The following is a 21,513-nucleotide window of genomic DNA, read 5'->3' on the forward strand; positions in this document are numbered from 1 at the left end:
TCTCTTTGCATCAGACGCAAAGTCACGCAGCACATTGAAAGCCATTTTGTTTATTTACTTGAGCTTTTTAGGAAATTACATGAATGGCGCAGATATAGCAATGCAACATAACTCAAATTCCCTTTCTAGTAATAGGCGATCAAAAAGGGTGAGCCGTTAAGTCTCACCCTAAATCACCTACAAATGCAGTCTCAACAGCCAGGCACATCATCATGTTAAAAAGTACTTAACCTTCCACAACCTTCATCAATAGTTGACCATCGTACAACGCTTGCTTAATCAACGCGGCACCAGGCATTGTGGCTTGCTTATAGAAACGAGACTCCACCAGCTCAAGATCTTGGTGATAAACAGGTAAACTCTGCTCTTCGATACAGCGACGAACCGCAGGATAAAGCACATCTTTTGCTTGGTTAATCACACCACCGATCAAGATTTTCTCAGGGTTAAATAAGTTGATCACAATAGCAATTGCAGAGCCTAAGTAGCGTCCAAGTTTTTCAATCACATCGACGGCCAAAGGATCACCGTTTGCAGCGGCTTCACAAATGCTCTCAATACTCATTTCCTCTTGTTTAGCAAGAATAGAGTCTTCGCCATCAGCGATTCGTCTTACGACTTCTTCACGAATTGCCTGAGAACTGGCAACGGTTTCCAAACAGCCAATATTGCCGCAATGACAACGTTTTCCATTTGGGTCAATTTGAATATGCCCGAGTTCACCAATGTTACCGTGACGGCCTTGCAAAACGCGCCCATCCAGAATGATGCCCGCACCTAAACCGTGGTGGATAGAGATAAGAACGGAGTTGTCATTATCTTGAGAATGACCAAAAAGCTTTTCTGCTAATGCCCAAGCTCGCGTGTCATTGGCAATGAAAACTGGCAAGCCCGTTGCTTTGTATATCTCTGGTCCAAGAGCAAGATTTTCGACATTGTAATGAGGCATCTGCAAAACGACACCTTGCTCTGAGTTCACGAGACCAGGCAGCGTAAGGGCAATACTGGTAACACGATCAAGTTGATCCGCGTAAGTCTGAAAGAATTCTTCAATTTCGTAAAGCAGGCGCTCAAGCACATCGTCTTGATCAAGCTCGTGTATCTCGATTTTAGTATCGATTAGTACATCACCGCCTAACTCATGCAAAGCAATGGTTAAATAACCCCGCCCCAAACGCATTGACAAAAATTGCCAGCCTTCATTATTGACCTGCAAACCGACAGCAGGTCGACCACGACTCGTCGCTTCTTGTACTGTCGTTTCATGAATCAAGTGCGCTTCAATTAATTCTCGAGTGATTTTGGTGATACTAGCAGGAGCAAGCTCACTCTGCTTGGACAAATCAATTCGAGAAATAGGACCTTTTAGGTCAATTAGTTTATATACACGACCAGCATTGACCTGTTTGATATGATCAATATGGCCCGGTTGAGCCATGTACATCTTGCACTCCGAAATTCTATAACGGGACAATTTTTTTACTTTGCGAACTAATTGTGAAGTGAATTAATAAATCCCCGTGACAAGCATCACGTATAAACCTGTTTGTTTGTGTATTCAATCAAATAACGAAGAATCTACTCCTGTTAAATTGTTTGAAAAATAACTTATTTTTATTCACTAAATTATGAAGTAATGCCTTTAAAGCAGCGTATTTTTATCAATAAGGCCATTGCCTGTCGAATATCTGTCTGTTTTACCGGGGTTACTCTTAATGTAAACATTCTGTGCATATACTTATATTCAAGTAGCTTTAAGGTGTGGGCTAAGCGAGGCTAACCTTGAGAGCGATTGCGTAAAGTAAGGATAGAGTTCAAGTTACCTGTACACACATTCATCGGAGAATCTATGACTTCCAAATTAAGACGAACAAAAATTGTCACTACGCTGGGTCCTTCAACGGATAAGGACAATATACTTGAGGAGATCATCAAAGCCGGTGCAAACGTTGTCCGTATGAATTTTTCACATGGAACCAGTGAAGACCACATTCAACGTGCGAACAAAGTCCGTACCATTGCAGCAAGACTTGGGCGTCAGGTTGCAATTCTTGGTGACTTACAAGGCCCTAAAATCCGTGTATCAACGTTTAAAGACGGCCAAGTCATTTTGAATGTGGGCGATAAATTCACATTAGATAGTGATTTACCAAAAGGTGAAGGCAATCAAGAATCTGTAGGGTTAGATTATAAAGAACTACCGCAAGATGTTTCACCAAATGACATTTTATTACTCGATGATGGACGCGTTCAGCTGCAAGTTACCAAAGTAGAGGGTAATAAAGTTCATACCCGTGTGATTGTCGGTGGTCCACTGTCCAACAATAAAGGGATCAACAAAAAAGGCGGCGGATTGTCAGCCGATGCGCTCACAGAGAAAGATAAAGCCGACATTCTTACCGCCGCAGCAATTCAAGTAGACTACCTTGCTATTTCATTCCCGCGTAACGGCGAAGACATGCATTACGCTCGACGCTTAGCCAGAGATGCAGGCCTTGAAGCCATGTTAGTGGCTAAAGTCGAACGAGCAGAAACCGTCGCGACCAATGAGTCTATTGACGACATTATTCTCGCATCCGATGTAGTGATGGTTGCACGTGGTGACCTTGGTGTAGAAATCGGTGACCCTGAGCTCATAGGTGTCCAGAAAAAACTGATTCGCCGCGCACGCAGTTTAAACCGTATCGTGATTACTGCGACACAAATGATGGAGTCCATGATTACTAGCCCAATGCCAACGCGTGCTGAAGTGATGGATGTGGCCAATGCGGTTCTAGACGGCACTGACGCGGTGATGCTGTCTGGAGAGACTGCTGCAGGTAAATATCCTGTAGAAACGGTCAAATCCATGGCCGAAGTATGTGTGGGGGCAGAAAAAATGTCGGAGGCAAGTCTATCTACTTATCGCTTAGATAGAACCTTCGAAACCGCTGAAGAAACCATCGCAATGGCAACCATGTACTCTGCGAATCACATGGAAGGAATTAAAGCGATGATCTCGTTAACTGAGTCCGGCAGGACTGCGTTGATGATGTCTCGCTTAAGCTCTGGCTTGCCAATATTTGCCTTATCACGGAATGAATCGACACTAAATCGAGCAGCATTATACCGAGGCGTGACACCTGTATATTTCGAGTCAAAAAGTGATGCGGGTTTACCAACGGCTCAAGCAGCGATTACTAGCCTTAAAGAGCAAGGGTACTTGCACAAAGGTGATTTAGTCATTATTACTCAAGGCGATGTAATGGATGTTGTTGGCTCAACCAACTGCATGCGCATTCTACAAGCGTAGTCGTTATACCTAACCGGAGTTAACCACAAGAACCCGCAAATAAGGCTCCGAAAATGGAGCCTTATTTATATGCTTTGTATATTGCGCACATCGTGAACGTAAGAAGGTTTATGCTCTCTCTCTACCATCAATTTCAACATCCAGCTGGTCATAGAGTTGAACTAGGTTAAACCCAGCTTGAAGCCCAAGTTGATAGTCATGCTCTAGTGACTCTTGGTCACTTAACAAAGAAGAAGAACGAAGCCCCTCTTTAGGCGCAACTTGTAAAATAAAAGTGTCGTCAGGTGGAGCAGATATAAAGGCCTGAGTGAGCTCAAATGTTTGATAATGAATCATCAGCATGTCGGCTAAACCTGAATCAAAATTCTCACCAATCAGATGACTTAAACGATACAAGTTATCGGCACCGAACAACCAACGACCTCCATTTAACAGCATTTTCCCTGCAAGCTTCGATTGATGTGCTGCATTAATTTTTTGTTGGAAGAACGACGCCCAATCCAGCTTCCACTGATTCACTTTTTGCTGCCATGATTGCTGTACTGAGTTGATAGACTCTCGATACCATTCGACAGGCACATCCCCCACTTCACTTTGGGCTCTCGCTTCAATCTCTGAAAACGGCTCTGTGCGAATGACAATAATGTTGCGAGCATTCTGACGCCACGCTTCTTGAACAGGGATAGAGGCAGACACGCCGCCATCAACAAACTTATTGCCATTTACGTCGACAGGTCCGTGGTACAACTTGGGAATCGCACATGTCGCTAGCATAGTGTTAAACCACGAGTCATCCAAGATTGGTAGATATTGATCTGATAGCGTCTCTATATTCGTTACCGCAGCAAACGCTCCTCGTTTTCCCAATGCACTACGACCTAAATCAAGGTCAAGCTTGTATGGGAAATCTTGAATCCGTTCTAATGCCCACTCTAAACCTAAGTACTGCTGCTTTCGGATATAGCGAAACAGATTAAAAAATTCAGGAGACGTTGTCAGCTCGGTAATAAAAGCTTTGCCCATGCCATGTTGACGACACAAGTAAGAACATAAGTTAAGTGCTCCGGCAGAGGTGCCATAGAATTCATCGAAAGGATCGAAGTTGGAAAGTAAAAAGGCGTCTAAAACGCCAGCGGTAAAAATCCCTCTCTGCCCTCCACCTTGCGTGACTAAAGCAGTTTTACCATGCCTAAAGTGCTCATAAACTTTTACATCAAGCTCTGCATGGCTTTCTGTGATTATACCGCTGTTACGTATCATAGGCTCACGCCATTTTGTTAAAACGTTTGGTAAAAGTGGTTATCTTAAGCTGTTGTAATAGCAATGATGCCAAATGACAAAAGCACTGCAAAAACAGTCACCACAATGATTAATGCGGATTTTAGATCGTGTTCCATAAACACCTCCTTAATATGTAACAAATTAATAACACCGGTGTGAAATATGTTCAAGATTTGCTTAATTTAGTCGCGCAATTTTGACTAACCCATCACAATTAGCTTAGTCATAATAAGGAGATAGGGCATGAACCAAAAACTCAGCTGGCTAGTAGGAATCATGATGATGAGTACTGCTATCAATGCACAAGCGAATATCATCGTTACACCATACATAGGCTATACAGGAGGCGGCCAAGTAGAGGATGAAAGTGGTAATACATACGATCTCGACCCCGCAGTGAACTACGCTCTCTCAGTCGAGACTCCCTTAGAAAAAGGAAGGATCGGATTGTTTTACTCCAATCAATCGACGGAACTTGAAAAGCTGTCCAACTCGGCAGATATCCATTATCTGCACTTCCAAAGCAGCATGTACTATCCTGTCGCAGAAAATTGGCAAACCTATATCGGTGTAGGTTTGGGCGCTTCTTATGCCGATGTGGATTGGGTAGACAAAAAATACGGATTTTCGGCTAGCGCTTTTGCAGGGCTGGAATATGAATTTTCAAAGAACTTTGCGTTAACAGCCCAACTGAGATGGTTAGGAACGGTCGTTGATAACGATACATCTGGCGCCTGTACTCTACCTAATGACGGCTCAAACTGTATCATTAAGTTCGATACTGATTGGATGAACCAATTCCAATCAAATGTTGGTTTTAGTTTCCGCTTCTAATTTTTATGCATGTTCCTCTGTAGGGCTCGTCACAAAGAACGCTGAACGAGTCCTGCACAGAGCCGATAAAGGACATCGTCTAAACACCATTGTTTGGCAAAGTAACGAAGCATCATCTAGATAGGTGCACAAAAGATAGCCGTACGCCCTAATTCATCAAAATAGTCTTAAACACCAAAGCAATTATTAGATCCCAGTTATTTATTCCAGACAAACAACCAACCACCCACACAAAACCACAATCAAACTCAAATTTAACAAGATTAAAACCAGACAACGCATCTGAATTAACATTTAGATTCTATTGCGCTAAGTATTATTAGAAGTTAGTCTGATCAGTGAAAACAGATAAATATTTCAGTTTTATCAAACACACATCAAAATTTTAAGATTAATAATCTACTTTCTCTTACAGTAGCCAGAATATAGCTCTATAAAATTATAAAAAGTTAGAATTAAGGATAGAAAAGCTGATGGATAACAGCGGTCCTTTCTTCCAACTGTTTGCGCAATTATTACTGTGTTACGTAGAGAGCTTCATTCCTCAGGGAGTCTTATAGGAGTCAAATATGAAGCGAGAACAATGGGGATCCCGGGCGGGATTCATCTTAGCAGCAGTTGGGTCTGCTATCGGTTTGGGAAACATTTGGCGTTTCCCATACATGGCCTATGAAAACGGTGGCGGCGCATTTTTTATTCCTTACATTTTTGCCATGATCACTGCCGGTATTCCATTTATGATCCTTGAGTTCAGTATGGGACAAAAATACCGAGGCTCGGCACCAAAAACACTAGCGAAAATTCATTCTAAATTTGAATGGCTTGGCTGGTTCCAAGTTGGTGTGGCTGCAGTTATTGCCGTTTACTATGTGGCTGTTATCGGTTGGTCGATTTCTTACTTTGGGTTGTCGTTCACTCAAGGTTGGGGAACCGATACCAACGCATTTTTCTTTAATGAATACCTAAAGCTAGGTGACAACTCACCAACAGACTTAGGCAGTATTCAATGGAAGATTGCTTTATCCATGGTGATTGCTTGGGCAATTACTTACACCGCTATTGCCAAAGGCGTGAAATCAGGAATTGAACGAGCATCTAAAATTATGATGCCAATCCTATTCTTGATGGTGATTTTCTTAATCGGACGTATGATTTTCTTGCCAGGAGCTCTAGATGGCGTGAACTACATGTTCGAACCCGATTTCAGCAAAATTTGGGATGTGAAAGTATGGGCAGCGGCATATGGTCAGATCTTCTTTACGCTAAGTATCGGCTTCGCCATCATGCTAGCTTACTCTAGCTACCTACCAGAAAAGTCAGACATAACGAATAACGCGTTTATGACCGTGTTGATCAACTGTGGCTTCTCGATCCTAGCCGGCATCATGATCTTCTCAGTATTGGGTTACATGGCTCAAGAGCAAGGTAAGCCGTTAACAGAGGTGGTATCTGCAGGCGTTGGCTTGGCTTTTGTTACTTTACCTGCGGCAATTAACCTACTACCTGCCCCATATATTCTTGGTCCACTGTTCTTCTTTGCACTGGTGGTTGCTGGTCTAAGTTCGCATATTTCAATTATGGAAGCCGTAACTTCAGCCATTATCGACAAGCTGAAGTGGAGCCGTAAAAAAGCTGCAAATGTTGTGATTGGTATTGGCTTCGTTGTCTCTATGGCGTTTGCTACCAATGGCGGTCTGCTGCTACTCGATCTAGTAGACCACTTTGCAAACAACGTTGGCATCATGGTTGGTGGTCTGGTTGAGATTGTCTTGATGGCGTGGCTATTGAAGCGCGTGCCAGAAGTACGTAATTACGTTAACGAGCGCTCTGATTTCTCTGTTGGTCAATGGTTCGAGATCTGCTTACGCTTCGTTACACCAATCATGCTCGCCATTATCTTAGCGACCAAGCTATACGCCCTAATTACTGAAGGCTACGGTGGCTATGATCTAACTTTAGGCTGGGCACTTATCGCCGCACTCTTTATCTTTGGTCTAGTGATCAACGCAGTGAACCGCAAGGAGACAGCAAAATGACAATCAGCGCAATTATTATGATGGTTATTGGTTTAGGTATCACTTGGGGCGGCGCTGCCGTTTGCATCAAGCGAGCCATGGATAAACAATAGAACGTTAAGTTCCACATAAAAAACGCCGGTAGTTACCGGCGTTTTTTTATACATACATTAGTTCAATTCTAGAAACTGTACTTGATGCCAACGGCGCCGCCAAGTAGCAAGTCAGCACCTTTGTAAAGATCTAGCTCTGGGTGTATTTGACCATAAAGGTCCCAGCCGCGTGATAAATCCCAGTTCACACCAAGTGGTACTCTCACACCAAACTCGTCATCCCATTCATACCAGCCACCAACGCCGACATACCAAGTCACAGGCATGTTTTGATCGAATGTTCCACGCTTAGCGATGTAATCAAACGCCATACCATCGTTTCCGATAATGCCACGATATTTGTTATCTAACTCTACAACAACACTTAATTGTTGATCGACAGCCATACCAACTGATAGATCCGTTGGTTCGCTTGCCGCCATTGCCGTACTAGAAACTAGTCCCAAAACTAAAATGAATTTGTTCTTCATACACGTTATCAATTATTCAAAAAAACATTATTCGCTATTCAAACATAATGGCATATCAATATGTCAACGATGGGTAAGCTCGATGTATGAAAAAGCTGACAAAAGTAAAGATGAGTTTAGGATCACACTAAAAAGGAACTGTCAGTTAATAAAATAGGAACTAAAAAAGGAGGCCGAAGCCTCCTTTTATGCATTACTATGAATGACTGCGATTAACCGTGGTTACGAATCCACTCATCCATTTCAGTTTTTAGGTTATCTGACTTAGTACCGAAGATAGCCTGTACACCACCAGCTACAACTACAACACCAGCAGCGCCTAGTTGTTTTAGCTTGTCTTGGTCAACAGCTGCTGTATCTGCAACTGCTACACGTAGACGTGTGATACATGCATCTAGACCAGTAATGTTAGCTTTACCGCCAAACGCTGCAACCAGTTCACCGCCCATATCAGAGCCAGAAGCTACAGCTGCACTTTCCGTTTCATCTTCACGGCCAGGTGTTTTTAGGTCAAGCGCTGTGATTACACCACGGAACACTACGTAGTAAATTACTGCGTAAACTAGACCAACGGCAATCATTAGCACCATCTTCTGAGCGTTACCAGATAGAACTAGGAAGTCGATCAGACCGTGAGAGAAAGAAGTACCGTGTACAAAGCCTAGAGTGTTCGAAACGATGTATGCAGAACCAGCTAGTAGAGCGTGGATACCGTATAGTAGTGGAGCAACGAATAGGAATGAGAATTCGATTGGCTCAGTAATACCAGTTAGGAATGAAGTCAGTGCAGCTGACGCCATGATACCCATTACTTTTGCACGGTTTTCTGGTTTAGCACAATGAGCAATTGCGATTGCTGCAGCTGGTAGACCGAACATCTTGAACATGTAACCACCCGCTAGCTGACCGAAGCCATTACCAGCAGCACGAGATGCTTCATCAGCAACTAGGTAACAAGTTAGTACACCATTTTGAGCTTCACCGGCAGCGTTAACACAAGAACCTGCTTCGAAGAAGAACGGTACGTTCCATACGTGGTGTAGACCGAATGGGATTAGAGAACGCTCAACAACACCGTAGATACCGAATGCTAGCTGTGGGTTTTGGTGTGCAGCCCAATCAGAGAATGCAGAAATTGCACCGCCAATTGGTGGCCAGATAACAGAAAGGATAACACCTAGGATGATCGCAGCAAAACCAGTGATGATTGGCACTGCGCGCTTACCAGCGAAGAAGCCAAGGTACTCTGGAAGTTGGATTTTGAAGAAACGGTTGAATGCCCAAGCAGCCACACCACCGACAAGGATACCACCTAGTACACCTGTATCGATTTTCTCAACACCCATAACGCCCGCCATTACACCTAGCGTTGCCGTCATGATGCCGTAACCAACGATAGCTGCAAGACCTGCAACACCGTCGTTGTTAGTGAAGCCTAGAGCTACACCTACTGCAAATAGAAGTGCCATTTGGCCGAATACTGAACCACCAGCTTGTTCCATAAGATTAGAAACGATCTCTGGAATAAAGCTTAGATGGGCAGCACCCACACCTAATAAAATACCTGCAACTGGTAAAACTGATACTGGAAGCATCAGAGCCTTACCAACTTTTTGCAGGTTAGCAAAAAGGTTCTTAAACATGTTTATGCTCCTGATAAATTTATAAGTATTATTTGGGCACTAACGGCACACCCCCGTAGCCTAAAGGTTAGCACCCAATGAAAATGTAACCACAACTGCATTATATTTTCCGGCTCTAAATATATATTGATGACCCTCAAACTTTCCACACAGTTACGAAATTTAGTTTCAAAACAAGTCTTGGATCACACCCAAAAACAGCCGATGAAAAGGTTTGCATTGCACTTATATTACTGTTTTATAAAGAATTAATTATTTATATAATTAATTTTAAGGCGTAAATAAAATACGCCCCAATGTTATTTTTAGTAACAAAATTACATTTGTGATTTTTGAATGTTATTAAATCAACATTTTTAGTAAACATTAAACTCGTGAGCGTATCTGTTGTTTTTATCAACAAAAAAGGAGCCTAAGCTCCTTTTTTATGCTCTTATTATTTTTTCATCGCAAAAAAAGATTTCGGAAGTTTTCGGTGGTTTTTTGTGCCACTTCAGAAAGAGAGCACGATTTGAGTTGCGCAATATAAGAAGCGACTTCGACAACGTAAGCGGGTTGATTCTCTTTGCCACGATGAGGGACAGGAGCCAAGTAAGGAGAATCTGTCTCAATAAGAAGCTTCTCTAAAGGTAGAGTCTTCACCACTTCTTTTAGCTCTGTAGCTTGACGGAAAGTAACAATCCCCGAGATAGAAATATAAAACCCCAGCTCCAGTGCAGCTTCAGCAAATGGAAGATCTTCTGTAAAACAGTGGATAACACCACCACATTTCTCTGCCCCACCCTTACGCAAAATATCTAGAGTATCCGCACGTGCGTTTCTGGTATGGATAATTAAAGGTTTGTTGAGCTCCACTGCAAGATCAACGTGTTGCTCAAAGCGCTCTTTCTGTAACGCGGCCGTTTCGGGCTTGTAATGATAATCTAAACCCGTTTCGCCAATAGCGACGACTTTTGCATTCGACGCATGGTGGCGCAATACGTCCATCGAAAAGTCGCTTTCAACATCAAGTGGGTGCACACCGCACGAAGCATAAACATTGTCATAAGGCTCGATCATTTCCATCATTTTCGGGAAAGAATCCAGCGTTACTCCAACAGAAAGTAGTTCAGTTACGTTTGCTTGTTTAGCTTTGTTAATAACGTCTTCCACATTGATGTGGAGATCGTCGTAATTCAATTTGTCTAAATGACAATGAGAATCTACGAACATAATGCCTCTCGTGATTCAATTAACCAATTCATTGATAGTAGCTCAAGGTTCAGGCCAGGAAAGGCTTGCACCTGAGCTTTCAGGTTCATCAGCGCCTTCGCTGATGAGTACAAACCGTTATAGTTGTCCGATTGAAACTTTGTCGCGCCCGGAAGCATTTGAGCTTCTGATACACCAAACTGCGCTTTCTGAGCATCTGTCAGTAAATACCATGCCCAGTCTAGTGATTGCTCTGAGTGTTTAGCGATTAAAGAAGCACACTCAGAAACGTCTGAAACAGGCGAAGACATTGCCTTAATAAAACTGCGTTCAAAAGCCAAGTAAGCTTCGAGCTCACCATTATTTAACGCATCCAATGTTTTTATTGGAGAGCCCATATTCAGTTTTAAGGCATAAGCAGGAACTTGCTTCGCCCCTTGTTCGTGCATCCATTGCATCGCTTGTTCCGCTGACGGAGGCGCAACAACCCAGTGTTGGCAACGGCTACGAATCGTTGGGAGCAGACGCTCCTGATTGTGGGTAACGAGCAAAAACAAGCACTTTGCCCCAGGCTCTTCTAGCGTCTTTAACAGCGCATTCGATGCCGACTCGTTCATAGAGTCCGCCGGTTCTATTACAAATAGGCGGTAACCATTAAGCTGAGATGATTCCTGAGCAAGACGGTTACAAGCGCGAATTTGGTCCACCGTTATCGCCTTTCCTTCTTTCTCTGGCTTGATCCAGTGTAAATCAGGGTGGTTTTGAGATTGATTTAGCTGGCAGCTATGACAAAAACCGCATGCTTCACTCGCGTAATTTTGGCAAAGAAGTGCTTGGCTAAAAAACTCGATAAGTTTTTCGATGCCCAAGCCCTGCTCGCTTTGTAATAAAAGCGCACCTGGTATTCTGTCCGACTCTAACCCTACTTTGAGGTTATCCCATATTGGCTGTAGCCATGGATAATCATTTAACATGAGTCACCTAAATTTACGTTTCACTTATTGACGAGCTAGCCACTCGTTTAGAGCGTCCCGAATATCACGCGACACGCCTTCAATCGTCTGTTCTGCGTTAATGATAACGATGGAAGGATCGGCATGAGCAATCTCCAAATAACGCTCACGTGTACGCTCGAAGAAACTAATATCCATCTTCTCTATACGATCTAACTCACCACGCCCACGTGCACGCTCAAGCCCAACACGAGGGTCAATATCCATATAGAGAGTGAGAGCAGGTTTAAAATCACCAAGCGTTGTATCCCGGAGATTTTTCATTAACGATGCGTCAATCTGACGGCCACCACCTTGATAAGCTTGCGACGACATATCATGTCGGTCACCAACCACCCACTGACCGTTTTCCAAAGCTGGTTTGATCACGTTCTCAACCAACTGAACACGTGCAGCGTACAGAAGCAGCAACTCCGTCATGTCCTTAAGTTCTTCGCCTTCGTGCTCTTCTTTCACCAGAGCGCGCATTTTTTCTGCTAGCGGTGTGCCTCCTGGCTCACGGGTATTTACGATATCCTCAATACTGGCCGCTTTTAGCGTATCTAAAACGGTTTTAATCGCAGTGCTTTTACCCGCGCCTTCTAGGCCTTCAACGACAATAAAGTTTGCTTTCATCATTTGTTCTTTCTTAGTTCTCTTAAATAGGCACGAACAGCACGGTTGTGCTCAGCAAGGGATTTCGAAAATACATGTCCGCCCTTTCCACTTGCTACAAAATATAAATAGTTGCTGCTTTCTGGGTTCAAAGCCGCTTCAATGGAAGCTTCACCAGCCATCGCAATCGGTGTTGGTGGCAAACCATTGATGGTATAGGTGTTATATGGTGTTGGCGTACGCAAATCTTTCTTACGAATGTTGCCATCGTAGGCATCACCCATACCATAAATAACTGTCGGATCAGTTTGTAACCGCATGCGTTTGTTCAATCGGTTGATAAACACAGAAGCGACGCGCTCACGCTCAGAATCAATAGCCGTCTCTTTCTCGATGATAGACGCGAGAATCAAGGCTTCATATTTGTCCTGTAATGGCAGCTTTTCTTGACGAGCTTCCCAGCTAGCGTCCAGTATTTTATTGAGTTTTCGATGCGCTCGCTTTAATAACTGGCTTTCACTCGCACCCGCTGTGTAATGGTAGGTTTCTGCTAAAAACAACCCTTCTAGCTTTTCTCTCTCAATTCCAAGCTTCGCAGCCATTTCTTTTTCTGACAGTTCGGTTAAATCATGCTTTAAATAAGGAGCACTTTTTAGTTGATCTACCCATTCAGAAAAGCGGCTGCCTTCAACAAAAGTGATCGCAAACTGGTATTCTTTTCCATTATTCAGATGCTCCAATGTTTGCGAAAGCGACATACCAGGCTCAAGTTGGTAAGTACCCGCTCGCACTTGCAACAATTCTGGATATAAGTGAGGAATTAAACGGATGTACTCCGATGTTTCAATCACCTCATCTTCAACTAAGGCGCGCATGACATGATGAAAGCTTGTACCACTTTCTACAGTAAACAGCTGAGGTTGTTCCAATAGAATAGGCTTTTCAACGTATTGTTTAGCCTGTGAAATTATATAAAAAACAGCTGCTGCGCCTATCACTGCGATCAGCACAACAAAAGCCAACAGTTTTTTAATCACGTAGTTAAATTCCCTTGCAGTCGTTGAGTCAATTTTCCTATCGGAAATATAGTCTTAGAGTTCGATGTCACTATGCTGCGAATAGGTGCGACACCTAATATTGAGTTACACATGAAAGCCTCGTCAGCACTCAGCAAATCTGGAAGTATAAAACGCCCCTCGATGACTTCAATATGACTTACTTTAAGTAACTCAAGCACCTTACGACGCATTACGCCCGTAACGCCTGATAAGGTCAGCTCCGGCGTAAATACTTTATTACCTTTAACCCAAAAAAGGTTGGCCATTGTAGTTTCAATGACATGGTTTTGCACATTTAACGTTATTGCATCTGCAAACTCTGTATTGTCGATTTCAGCCTTGGCGAGAATCTGCTCTAAACGGTTGTTGTGCTTATGTCCCGCAAGTAAAGGTTGAATCCCTAGACGAGTATTACAAACGCCCAAGTCCACACCTTGTTCTTGCCAAGATGAATAATGAGAAGGAAACACAAAATTGGAAATCGTCACGATAGGGCTTTCAATCCCATTAGGGCTATACCCTCGCCCGCCAATACCGCGGCTAACGTGAATCTTCACCCCCGCTCGTGCGTCAGATAAAACCGCTTTGCTTGCCCAATCATGCACAACTTTCCAGTCAGGTGAAGAGATCTTCAAAGCGTCAAGGCAAGCACTCATGCGCTCAGTATGTTCCTGCCAGTAAACCAACTCTCCATTTTGGGTCAGGATGGTGGTAAAGCCTCCATCACCGTATTGGAATGAGCGATCACCTAGCTCTACATGCGTTTGCGGAACTCCATTTACCCAAAACATTCACGTACCTTCAAATTAGCAGACAACAAATAAAACAAAACGGCTCAATGCTAAGCATCGAGCCGTTAGAATACAAGTTTCGCTTATCTAAATTAGGTTAGATAGTGTTACTCAGCGAACTTCTTGAAGATCAAAGAACCGTTTGTACCACCAAAGCCAAACGAGTTACAGATAGCGTACTCCATACCTTCAACTTTGCGCGCTGTATGCGGCACAAGGTCGATGTCTAGACCTTCTTCTGGATCATCAAGGTTAATGGTTGGCGGAACAATTTGGTCAACCAAAGACATAACCGTGATAATTGCTTCAACAGAGCCTGCAGCACCTAATAGGTGACCCGTCATAGACTTAGTTGAAGACACAAGAACTTGCTTCGCACCTTCTTCACCAAGAGCACGTTTCACGCCCTTGATTTCTGCAACATCACCAGCAGGAGTAGAAGTACCGTGAGCATTCACATAACCTACTTGAGTACCTGTGATGTTAGCGTCACGCATCGCCGCTTCCATCGCAAGTGCACCACCAGAGCCGTCTTCGCTTGGAGATGTCATGTGGTAAGCATCACCAGACATACCAAAACCAACCAGTTCTGCGTAAATCTTCGCGCCACGTGCTTTTGCGTGTTCGTACTCTTCAAGCACCATCATGCCAGCACCATCACCTAGAACAAAACCATCACGGCCTTTATCCCATGGGCGAGACGCTTTTTGAGGCTCTTCATTACGAGTAGATAGTGCTTTAGCTGCACCGAAGCCAGCCATGCCAAGAGGCGTAGAAGCTTTTTCTGCACCACCAGCAACCATCGCATCTGCATCGCCGTAGGCAATCATACGTGCTGCATGGCCGATATTATGCAGGCCAGTAGTACATGCGGTAGAAATCGCGATATTTGGACCACGAAGACCACGCATGATAGATAGGTTACCTGCAACCATGTTTACAATGGTCGAAGGAACAAAAAATGGGCTAACTTTGCGAGGGCCTTTGTCTACTAATGCAGTATGGCCAGTTTCGATAAGGTCAAGACCGCCAATGCCTGAGCCGATAGCAACACCAACTCGAGCCGCATTTTCTTCGGTAATTTGTAAGCCAGAGTTATCAAGAGCTTGAATACCCGCTGCAATGCCGTACTGGATGAAAAGGTCCATCTTACGAGCATCTTTTTTAGACATGTACTCTGTGCAATCGAAATCTTTAACAAGACCTGCAAAACGAGTTGAGAAGTTCGTAGTATCAAAGTGCTCGATATTTACGATACCACTTTGACCTTCTAGCAGGGCTTTCCAAGATGATTCTACTGTGTTGCCTACCGGTGACAACATACCCATGCCAGTGACAACTACACGACGCTTGGACACGATATAATTCTCCGGGAATTGAATATTTCTATGAGAGGATAGAAGAAGTTAGAAAGAACACAGGCGGTCTAGGAGACCGCCTGGGAAAGCTAATTACTGAGCGCTGTTTACGTAGTCGATTGCAGCTTGAACAGTAGTGATCTTCTCAGCTTCTTCGTCAGGAATCTCAGTGTCGAATTCCTCTTCTAGAGCCATAACTAGTTCTACAGTGTCTAGAGAATCAGCACCTAGATCGTCAACGAAAGAAGCTTCGTTTTTAACTTCTGCTTCGTCTACACCTAGCTGTTCAACAATGATTTTCTTTACGCGTTCTTCGATGTTGCTCATTTTTCTTTTCCTTTACAGATTTCGCCTAATGCGATGATTCCGTAGTTTATTCGAACTATTGAAAGTTGCAAGGGGGTCCTTGCTGGTCAAACCACAAAATTAGCGAATTTAACCGAATTTCAATACATTTTTGACTTAAATCATGCACAAATCTTGCGCATAAGCATGACAAGTTCATGACAGTTAACTGCAACTATAGGCTATTTTTCACAATGTAAAATAGCTTATTTTGCATAAACTGTCGCATTAAACCATGTACATGCCACCATTTACATGCAAAGTTTCACCAGTAATGTACGCTGCTTCAGGAGAAGCAAGGAAAACTACTGCTGATGCAATTTCACGTGGGTCACCTAAACGACCTGCTGGCACGTTCGACAAAGTTGCCGCACGTTGGTCATCATTTAGTGCCTTAGTCATGTCAGTTTCGATGAAACCAGGAGCAACAGTGTTCACTGTTACACCACGAGACGCAACTTCACGAGCCATTGATTTAGTAAAACCAATCACGCCCGCTTTCGCTGCTGCGTAGTTAGTTTGACCTGCGTTACCCATGGTACCAACAACAGAGCCTACGTTGATGATACGACCCGCACGTTTTTTCATCATGCCGCGTAAAACCGCTTTAGACATGCGGTAGATTGGCGTTAGGTTGGTATCGATGATGTCGTTCCACTCATCATCTTTCATGCGCATCAATAGGTTGTCACGAGTAATACCAGCGTTATTCACCAGAATATCGATCACACCAAATTCTTCGTTGATCGTTTTTAATGTCGCTTCGATAGACTCGACATCAGTCACGTTAAGCGCTAAGCCTTTACCGTTATCACCAAGATACTCGCTGATAGCAGCCGCACCACTTTCAGAAGTAGCAGTACCGATAACCGTAGCACCTCGCTCGACAAGAAGTTCCGCGATCGCGCGGCCAATACCACGGCTTGCGCCGGTAACTAGCGCGATCTTACCTTCTAGATTCATCATGTTGTGTTTCCTTTTCTTATCGCAAATTTATCGCTTGATGGATTACTTCGCAGCGTCTAGCGATGCGATATCATTCACTGCTGCTGCAGTTAGCGTTTTCACGATACGTTTTGTTAGACCTGTTAAAACTTTACCAGGACCAAGCTCAAGAAGATTTTCTACGCCTTGTTCGTGCATCAGTTCAACTGTTTCAGTCCAACGAACTGGGCTATGTAGCTGACGAACAAGCGCATCTTTGATTTTTGCAGGATCTGTCTCAGCAACCACATCAACGTTGTTGATAACTGGCAGCTGTGGTGAGTTAAATTCGATAGACTCAAGAGCTACAGCAAGTTTTTCCGCTGCTGGCTTCATAAGTGCACAGTGTGAAGGTACTGAAACAGGAAGAGGAAGCGCACGCTTCGCACCGGCTTCTTTACATAGCGCACCAGCTCGCTCTACTGCGTCTTTGCTACCAGCGATAACGACTTGACCAGGCGAGTTAAAGTTTACTGGAGAGACCACTTCGCCTTGCGCTGCGTCTTCACACGCTTTTGCAATCGCATCATCAGCCAAACCGATAATCGCGTACATTGCGCCAGTACCAGCTGGTACTGCTTCTTGCATAAGTTGACCACGTAATTCAACCAGCTTGATGGCTTCTTTAAAGTCAATAACACCCGCACATACAAGTGCTGAGTACTCACCTAGGCTGTGACCGGCTAGGTTTGCTGGTTGCTCTAAGCCAAGTTCCTGCCATACACGCCAGATTGCAACAGATGAAGCTAGCAAAGCTGGTTGAGTACGGAAAGTCTCGTTTAAATCTTCTGCAGGTCCATTTTGAACAAGCGCCCATAGATCGTAACCTAGTGCGTCAGATGCTTCTGCAAATGTTTGTTTTACTACGTCATATTGTTCGCCTAGTTCTGCAAGCATACCTACAGCTTGAGAACCTTGACCTGGAAATACGATAGCAAACTTGCTCATGTTGTTTTCCTTTAAGCAAAGTAAAAAGAAATAAGATGCACCAAGTGCACCTTAAATTTTGAATTCTTGTGAAACTTAGAACTTCACAAGGGCCGAGCCCCAAGTGAATCCGCCGCCAAACGCTTCAAGAAGCAGAGTTTGACCGCGTTTAATACGACCATCACGTACCGCTTCATCTAGTGCTGTTGGCACAGTTGCAGCTGATGTGTTGCCGTGTTTATCAAGTGTAATCACGACTTGGTCTAGTGACATCGAAAGTTTCTTCGCTGTTGCTGAAATAATGCGGTAGTTCGCTTGGTGCGGCACTAGCCAGTCTAGTTCAGACTTATGCATGTTGTTGGCTTCAAGCGTATCTTTTACTAGTTTCGATAGCTGAGTTACAGCGACTTTGAATACTTCGTTCCCAGCCATATGAAGCCATTTATCCGCATCTTGCCCCCGCACAGGTACAGGTAGGCTTAGAAGCTCTCCGAATTGACCATCCGAGTATATGTGGGTAGAGATAATGCCAGGCTCTTGGCTAGCGCCTACGACAACGGCTCCGGCACCATCACCAAATAGGATGATGGTTGAACGGTCTGTCGGATCACACGTTTTAGACAAAGCATCTGAACCAATCACAAGTACGTTTTTGCACATACCAGATTTGATATGTTGGTCTGCAACAGATAATGCGTACACAAAACCAGAACAAGCAGCGGCTAAGTCAAAAGCTGGACAACCTTTAATGCCAAGCTTTGCCTGCACCTGACACGCAGATGAAGGGAAAGTATGGCTACTGCTCGTTGTGGCTACGATAATCAGGTCGATATCGTTTTTATCAATACCCGCCATATCGATAGCGTTTTCAGCTGCGTAGAATGCCATGTCTGCTACAGTTTCGTTTTCTGCAGCAATTCGACGCTCTTTAATACCCGTGCGAGCAACGATCCACTCATCACTTGTATCTACCATTTTCTCTAGATCTGCGTTTGTACGCACCTGAGATGGCAGGTAGCTGCCAGTACCTAAAATTTTGCTATACATGAAGACTAATAATGCCTCTCGAGTAAAACCGCTTCCAAACGATCGCTAATACGGCTTGGTACTTGTCGTTTGACCTCGTGTACTGCCTCGCCAAGTGCATTGACAATCGCAGATACATCCGCACTTCCATGGCTTTTTATGACAATGCCGCGCAATCCTAGCAAACTTGCGCCGTTATACTGGTCGGGGTTCAGTGTTTTTAGTTCATTAAACAGCCTAGAAAACAACTTTCTAGCTATCCAACCCTTTATCGTTGATGCCATTATGCTGGTTTTAATTTTTTCGATAAAAAGTTGAGCTGTTCCCTCACTGGCTTTTAAGCATACGTTGCCGACAAATCCATCACAAACAATGACGTCAGCAACATCATGCAAAATTTGATTACCTTCAATATAACCGACAAAGTTAATCGCATCGGTCTGAGAAAGCATTTCTGCGCAACGTTTGACTAAATCGTTACCTTTAATCTCTTCTGCGCCAATATTGAGTACAGCAACGCGAGGAGGACGACCCAAGTGTTCTTCAGCTAATGCACTGCCCATTACAGCAAATTGGAACAAGCTATCAGCATCGCACGATACATTCGCCCCCAGATCCAGCATCCAAGTACGCTTTCCGGTAATCGTCGGTAAAGCGGAAACTAAAGCAGGACGTTCAATGCCAGGAAGTAACTTAAGAATGAAACGCGATAGTGCCATTAATGCACCGGTGTTGCCACCACTAACACAAGCATCCGCTTTCTGCTCAGAAACCAAATCGATAGCCATACGCATAGAACTATTTTGGCTATTACGTAACGCCAATGAAGGTTTTTCTGAGTTCGAGATAACTTTCTCGCTGTGAAGAATAGTCAAGCGGGAACTGGTCGAGGTACCGAGTTGAGATAATTGAGACGTGATCAGAGATTGATCACCAATAAGAATCACTTTTAGCTCTGGGAAATGAGACAGTGCCTGCACGGCGGCAGGCACTGTTACGCGTGGACCGAAATCCCCGCCCATTGCATCAAGTGCAACGGTAATACTTTGCAAAGGTTCAACCTTACTTGTTGATAACCTTTTGACCACGGTAGTAACCTTCAGCAGTTACGTTGTGGCGTAGGTGAGTTTCACCAGAAGTCGCGTCTACAGATAGAGCAGCTGTAGTTAGCGCATCGTGTGAACGACGCATACCGCGCTTAGAACGAGTTTTACGGTTTTTCTGTACGGCCATTGACCCTACTCCTATACTATTGGGTTAAAAACCTGAAGAAGAATCGGCTACCACACCTATTACTTTTTCAGACTTTTCAAAACGTCGAATGGATTCGGTTTTTCTTCCTCAATTTCTTCAGGAATCTCACCAAAAACCATGTTATTTGAATCAACGCTACAATCCGCTTCATCGTGCATCGCAATTTGAGGTAATGCTAAGATGAACTCGTCTTCAACAAGTTGTATGAGGTCTAATTCACCATATTCATTTAGATCTACCAAATCATAAATTTCTGGTGCTTCCTGTTCTGTTTTCTCACCGTAGTAAGGAGTAGAAAGGAATTCAACTTCGCACTCATGTGCGAATACCTCATTACAACGCTGACACTCTAAATCGACTTCGATGTTAGCTTTACCAGAGATAACAACGAGTCGCTGTTCATCCATCCCAAATGACAATGAGACTTCTGCGTCGCGTTTTACGCCTTCAGTTGTTTCCACTAAGCGCTTGAAAAGACTAGCTTGGATGATGCCATCGTAATCCAATCGTTTCTGTGCAGCTTTAGCTGGGTCAACCGTTCGCGGTATTTTTACCTTTTGCATAGGGCGCGAATATTATCTTCCAAATCAAAATTAGTCAAAGAAAAAGGCAAAAAAGTTGTACTTTTTTGCGCTTAACATACAGAGCATTAGCCAGAATCATTTTTGATCGATTATCCTATTGGAAATGCTCCCACGAATTGTAATTCAAAATGAAAAATTACCAACTGGTTTTAGCCTCAACTTCCCCTTTTCGTAAACAACTGCTTGAAAAGCTCTCACTACCATTCGTTTGTTTATCACCTGATTGCGATGAAACACCTTTTGACCAAGAAACGCCAACTGAACTTGTGCAGAGACTGGCCCAAGAGAAAGCAATATCTTGCCAGACGGATAAAGCAAGTTTAGTTATCGGCAGTGACCAAGTTTGTGTCATTAATGGTGAAATCGTTGGCAAGCCTTTAAATAGAGATAACGCGATAAATCAACTTTTGGCTCAAAGTGGAAAAGTCATCACTTTCTATACTGGTCTTGCGGTACATAACACCGTCACAAACCATACAGAAGTCGGCTTTGATTCTTTCGAGGTGCACTTTAGAGATTTAACGCTTGAACAAATCAAACGCTACGTCGACAGGGAAGAACCTTTTTACTGCGCAGGCAGCTTTAAAAGCGAAGGCATGGGAATTTGCTTGTTTACGAAATTAGTTGGTAAAGACCCGAACACACTTGTCGGACTACCATTGATTGATTTGATTGATATGTTGCATGTTCAAGGACTCGATGTCCTTTAACCCAAATACGATAAAAGGGAGCCACAGGCT

Annotated in this window: 23 protein-coding genes; 5 read left to right on the forward strand and 18 right to left on the reverse strand. The window is 43.7% G+C overall.

Annotated elements, in window-relative coordinates; translation table 11 throughout:
* Nucleotides 1–226: 226 nt before the first annotated feature.
* Nucleotides 227–1,444 (reverse strand): ROK family protein, encoded by a 1,218-nt coding sequence (locus R7F67_RS10645; RefSeq protein ID WP_318057175.1) that lies wholly within the window; start codon nucleotides 1,442–1,444, stop codon nucleotides 227–229.
* A 405-nt stretch (nucleotides 1,445–1,849) separates the two neighbouring features.
* Between R7F67_RS10645 and pyk the strand changes: the two genes are divergently transcribed.
* Nucleotides 1,850–3,292: a pyruvate kinase gene (pyk, locus tag R7F67_RS10650; protein ID WP_176311089.1), complete on the forward strand. Its 1,443-nt coding sequence runs from the start codon at nucleotides 1,850–1,852 to the stop codon at nucleotides 3,290–3,292.
* Nucleotides 3,293–3,400: 108 nt separating this feature from the next.
* Here the strand turns inward: pyk and R7F67_RS10655 are convergent, their stop codons facing one another.
* Both R7F67_RS10655 and R7F67_RS10660 read right to left on the reverse strand, forming a co-directional pair.
* Nucleotides 3,401–4,552 carry a patatin family protein gene (locus R7F67_RS10655; protein WP_176311090.1) on the reverse strand — a complete coding sequence of 384 codons (1,152 nt, stop codon included), beginning with the start codon at nucleotides 4,550–4,552 and terminating at the stop codon, nucleotides 3,401–3,403.
* 44 nt (nucleotides 4,553–4,596) lie between these two features.
* Entirely contained in the window at nucleotides 4,597–4,689 is a 93-nt protein-coding gene (locus tag R7F67_RS10660; RefSeq protein WP_005372970.1) for a YnhF family membrane protein, read from the reverse strand.
* Nucleotides 4,690–4,816: 127 nt separating this feature from the next.
* Between R7F67_RS10660 and R7F67_RS10665 the strand changes: the two genes are divergently transcribed.
* From R7F67_RS10665 to R7F67_RS10675, 3 genes are all read left to right on the forward strand, one after another.
* Complete coding sequence (locus R7F67_RS10665; protein WP_137282262.1) at nucleotides 4,817–5,407, forward strand: outer membrane protein; 591 nt, start codon at nucleotides 4,817–4,819, stop codon at nucleotides 5,405–5,407.
* 569 nt (nucleotides 5,408–5,976) lie between these two features.
* Entirely contained in the window at nucleotides 5,977–7,443 is a 1,467-nt protein-coding gene (locus R7F67_RS10670) for a sodium-dependent transporter (RefSeq protein ID WP_318057176.1), read from the forward strand.
* Nucleotides 7,440–7,535, forward strand: coding sequence for a MetS family NSS transporter small subunit (locus tag R7F67_RS10675; RefSeq protein ID WP_005372963.1), 96 nt, complete (start codon nucleotides 7,440–7,442; stop codon nucleotides 7,533–7,535). The genes R7F67_RS10670 and R7F67_RS10675 overlap by 4 nt, the downstream gene beginning before the upstream one ends.
* Nucleotides 7,536–7,603: 68 nt before the next feature.
* On the opposite strand, the gene R7F67_RS10680 is transcribed toward R7F67_RS10675, so the two are convergent.
* The 15 genes from R7F67_RS10680 to yceD all read right to left on the reverse strand — a co-directional run bounded on the left by R7F67_RS10680 (nucleotide 7,604) and on the right by yceD (nucleotide 20,752).
* Nucleotides 7,604–8,005 (reverse strand): hypothetical protein, encoded by a 402-nt coding sequence (locus R7F67_RS10680; protein WP_318057177.1) that lies wholly within the window; start codon nucleotides 8,003–8,005, stop codon nucleotides 7,604–7,606.
* A 212-nt stretch (nucleotides 8,006–8,217) separates the two neighbouring features.
* Nucleotides 8,218–9,648 (reverse strand): PTS glucose transporter subunit IIBC, encoded by a 1,431-nt coding sequence (gene ptsG / locus R7F67_RS10685; protein ID WP_176311091.1) that lies wholly within the window; start codon nucleotides 9,646–9,648, stop codon nucleotides 8,218–8,220.
* Nucleotides 9,649–10,092: 444 nt separating this feature from the next.
* Nucleotides 10,093–10,860 (reverse strand): TatD family hydrolase, encoded by a 768-nt coding sequence (locus tag R7F67_RS10690; RefSeq protein WP_005372957.1) that lies wholly within the window; start codon nucleotides 10,858–10,860, stop codon nucleotides 10,093–10,095.
* Nucleotides 10,851–11,813: a DNA polymerase III subunit delta' gene (locus R7F67_RS10695; RefSeq protein WP_158174065.1), complete on the reverse strand. Its 963-nt coding sequence runs from the start codon at nucleotides 11,811–11,813 to the stop codon at nucleotides 10,851–10,853. Before R7F67_RS10695 ends, R7F67_RS10690 begins: the two co-directional genes overlap by 10 nt.
* A 24-nt stretch (nucleotides 11,814–11,837) precedes the next feature.
* The gene (gene tmk / locus R7F67_RS10700; RefSeq protein ID WP_167415350.1) at nucleotides 11,838–12,470 is read right to left on the reverse strand and encodes a dTMP kinase; all 633 of its coding nucleotides are present in this window, start codon (nucleotides 12,468–12,470) and stop codon (nucleotides 11,838–11,840) included.
* Entirely contained in the window at nucleotides 12,467–13,483 is a 1,017-nt protein-coding gene (gene mltG / locus R7F67_RS10705; RefSeq protein ID WP_171345879.1) for an endolytic transglycosylase MltG, read from the reverse strand. Before mltG ends, tmk begins: the two co-directional genes overlap by 4 nt.
* A complete protein-coding gene (pabC, locus tag R7F67_RS10710; protein ID WP_033905744.1) occupies nucleotides 13,480–14,295 on the reverse strand; it encodes an aminodeoxychorismate lyase in 816 nt (271 codons plus the stop codon). The genes mltG and pabC overlap by 4 nt, the downstream gene beginning before the upstream one ends.
* 107 nt (nucleotides 14,296–14,402) lie before the next feature.
* Nucleotides 14,403–15,653, reverse strand: coding sequence for a beta-ketoacyl-ACP synthase II (gene fabF, locus R7F67_RS10715; RefSeq protein ID WP_005372948.1), 1,251 nt, complete (start codon nucleotides 15,651–15,653; stop codon nucleotides 14,403–14,405).
* 93 nt (nucleotides 15,654–15,746) lie between these two features.
* Nucleotides 15,747–15,980: an acyl carrier protein gene (acpP, locus tag R7F67_RS10720; RefSeq protein ID WP_004406112.1), complete on the reverse strand. Its 234-nt coding sequence runs from the start codon at nucleotides 15,978–15,980 to the stop codon at nucleotides 15,747–15,749.
* A gap of 246 nt (nucleotides 15,981–16,226) precedes the next feature.
* Entirely contained in the window at nucleotides 16,227–16,961 is a 735-nt protein-coding gene (fabG, locus tag R7F67_RS10725) for a 3-oxoacyl-ACP reductase FabG (protein ID WP_031781117.1), read from the reverse strand.
* Between the two features lie 45 nt (nucleotides 16,962–17,006).
* On the reverse strand, nucleotides 17,007–17,930 hold the full coding sequence (gene fabD, locus R7F67_RS10730) for an ACP S-malonyltransferase (protein WP_005387313.1): 924 nt from the start codon (nucleotides 17,928–17,930) through the stop codon (nucleotides 17,007–17,009).
* A 75-nt stretch (nucleotides 17,931–18,005) separates the two neighbouring features.
* Nucleotides 18,006–18,956 (reverse strand): beta-ketoacyl-ACP synthase III, encoded by a 951-nt coding sequence (locus R7F67_RS10735; RefSeq protein ID WP_017821385.1) that lies wholly within the window; start codon nucleotides 18,954–18,956, stop codon nucleotides 18,006–18,008.
* Nucleotides 18,957–18,961: 5 nt separating this feature from the next.
* A complete protein-coding gene (gene plsX, locus R7F67_RS10740; RefSeq protein ID WP_017633846.1) occupies nucleotides 18,962–19,987 on the reverse strand; it encodes a phosphate acyltransferase PlsX in 1,026 nt (341 codons plus the stop codon).
* 10 nt (nucleotides 19,988–19,997) lie between these two features.
* Nucleotides 19,998–20,168 (reverse strand): 50S ribosomal protein L32, encoded by a 171-nt coding sequence (rpmF, locus tag R7F67_RS10745; protein WP_005396978.1) that lies wholly within the window; start codon nucleotides 20,166–20,168, stop codon nucleotides 19,998–20,000.
* A 59-nt stretch (nucleotides 20,169–20,227) separates the two neighbouring features.
* On the reverse strand, nucleotides 20,228–20,752 hold the full coding sequence (gene yceD / locus R7F67_RS10750; protein WP_005387307.1) for a 23S rRNA accumulation protein YceD: 525 nt from the start codon (nucleotides 20,750–20,752) through the stop codon (nucleotides 20,228–20,230).
* A gap of 149 nt (nucleotides 20,753–20,901) precedes the next feature.
* Between yceD and R7F67_RS10755 the strand changes: the two genes are divergently transcribed.
* Complete coding sequence (locus R7F67_RS10755) at nucleotides 20,902–21,483, forward strand: Maf family protein (protein WP_054577644.1); 582 nt, start codon at nucleotides 20,902–20,904, stop codon at nucleotides 21,481–21,483.
* Nucleotides 21,484–21,513: the final 30 nt, after the last annotated feature.

The sequence above is a fragment of the Vibrio sp. YT-17 genome, assembly GCF_033337375.1.
Taxonomy (GTDB): Bacteria; Pseudomonadota; Gammaproteobacteria; order Enterobacterales; family Vibrionaceae; genus Vibrio; species Vibrio alginolyticus.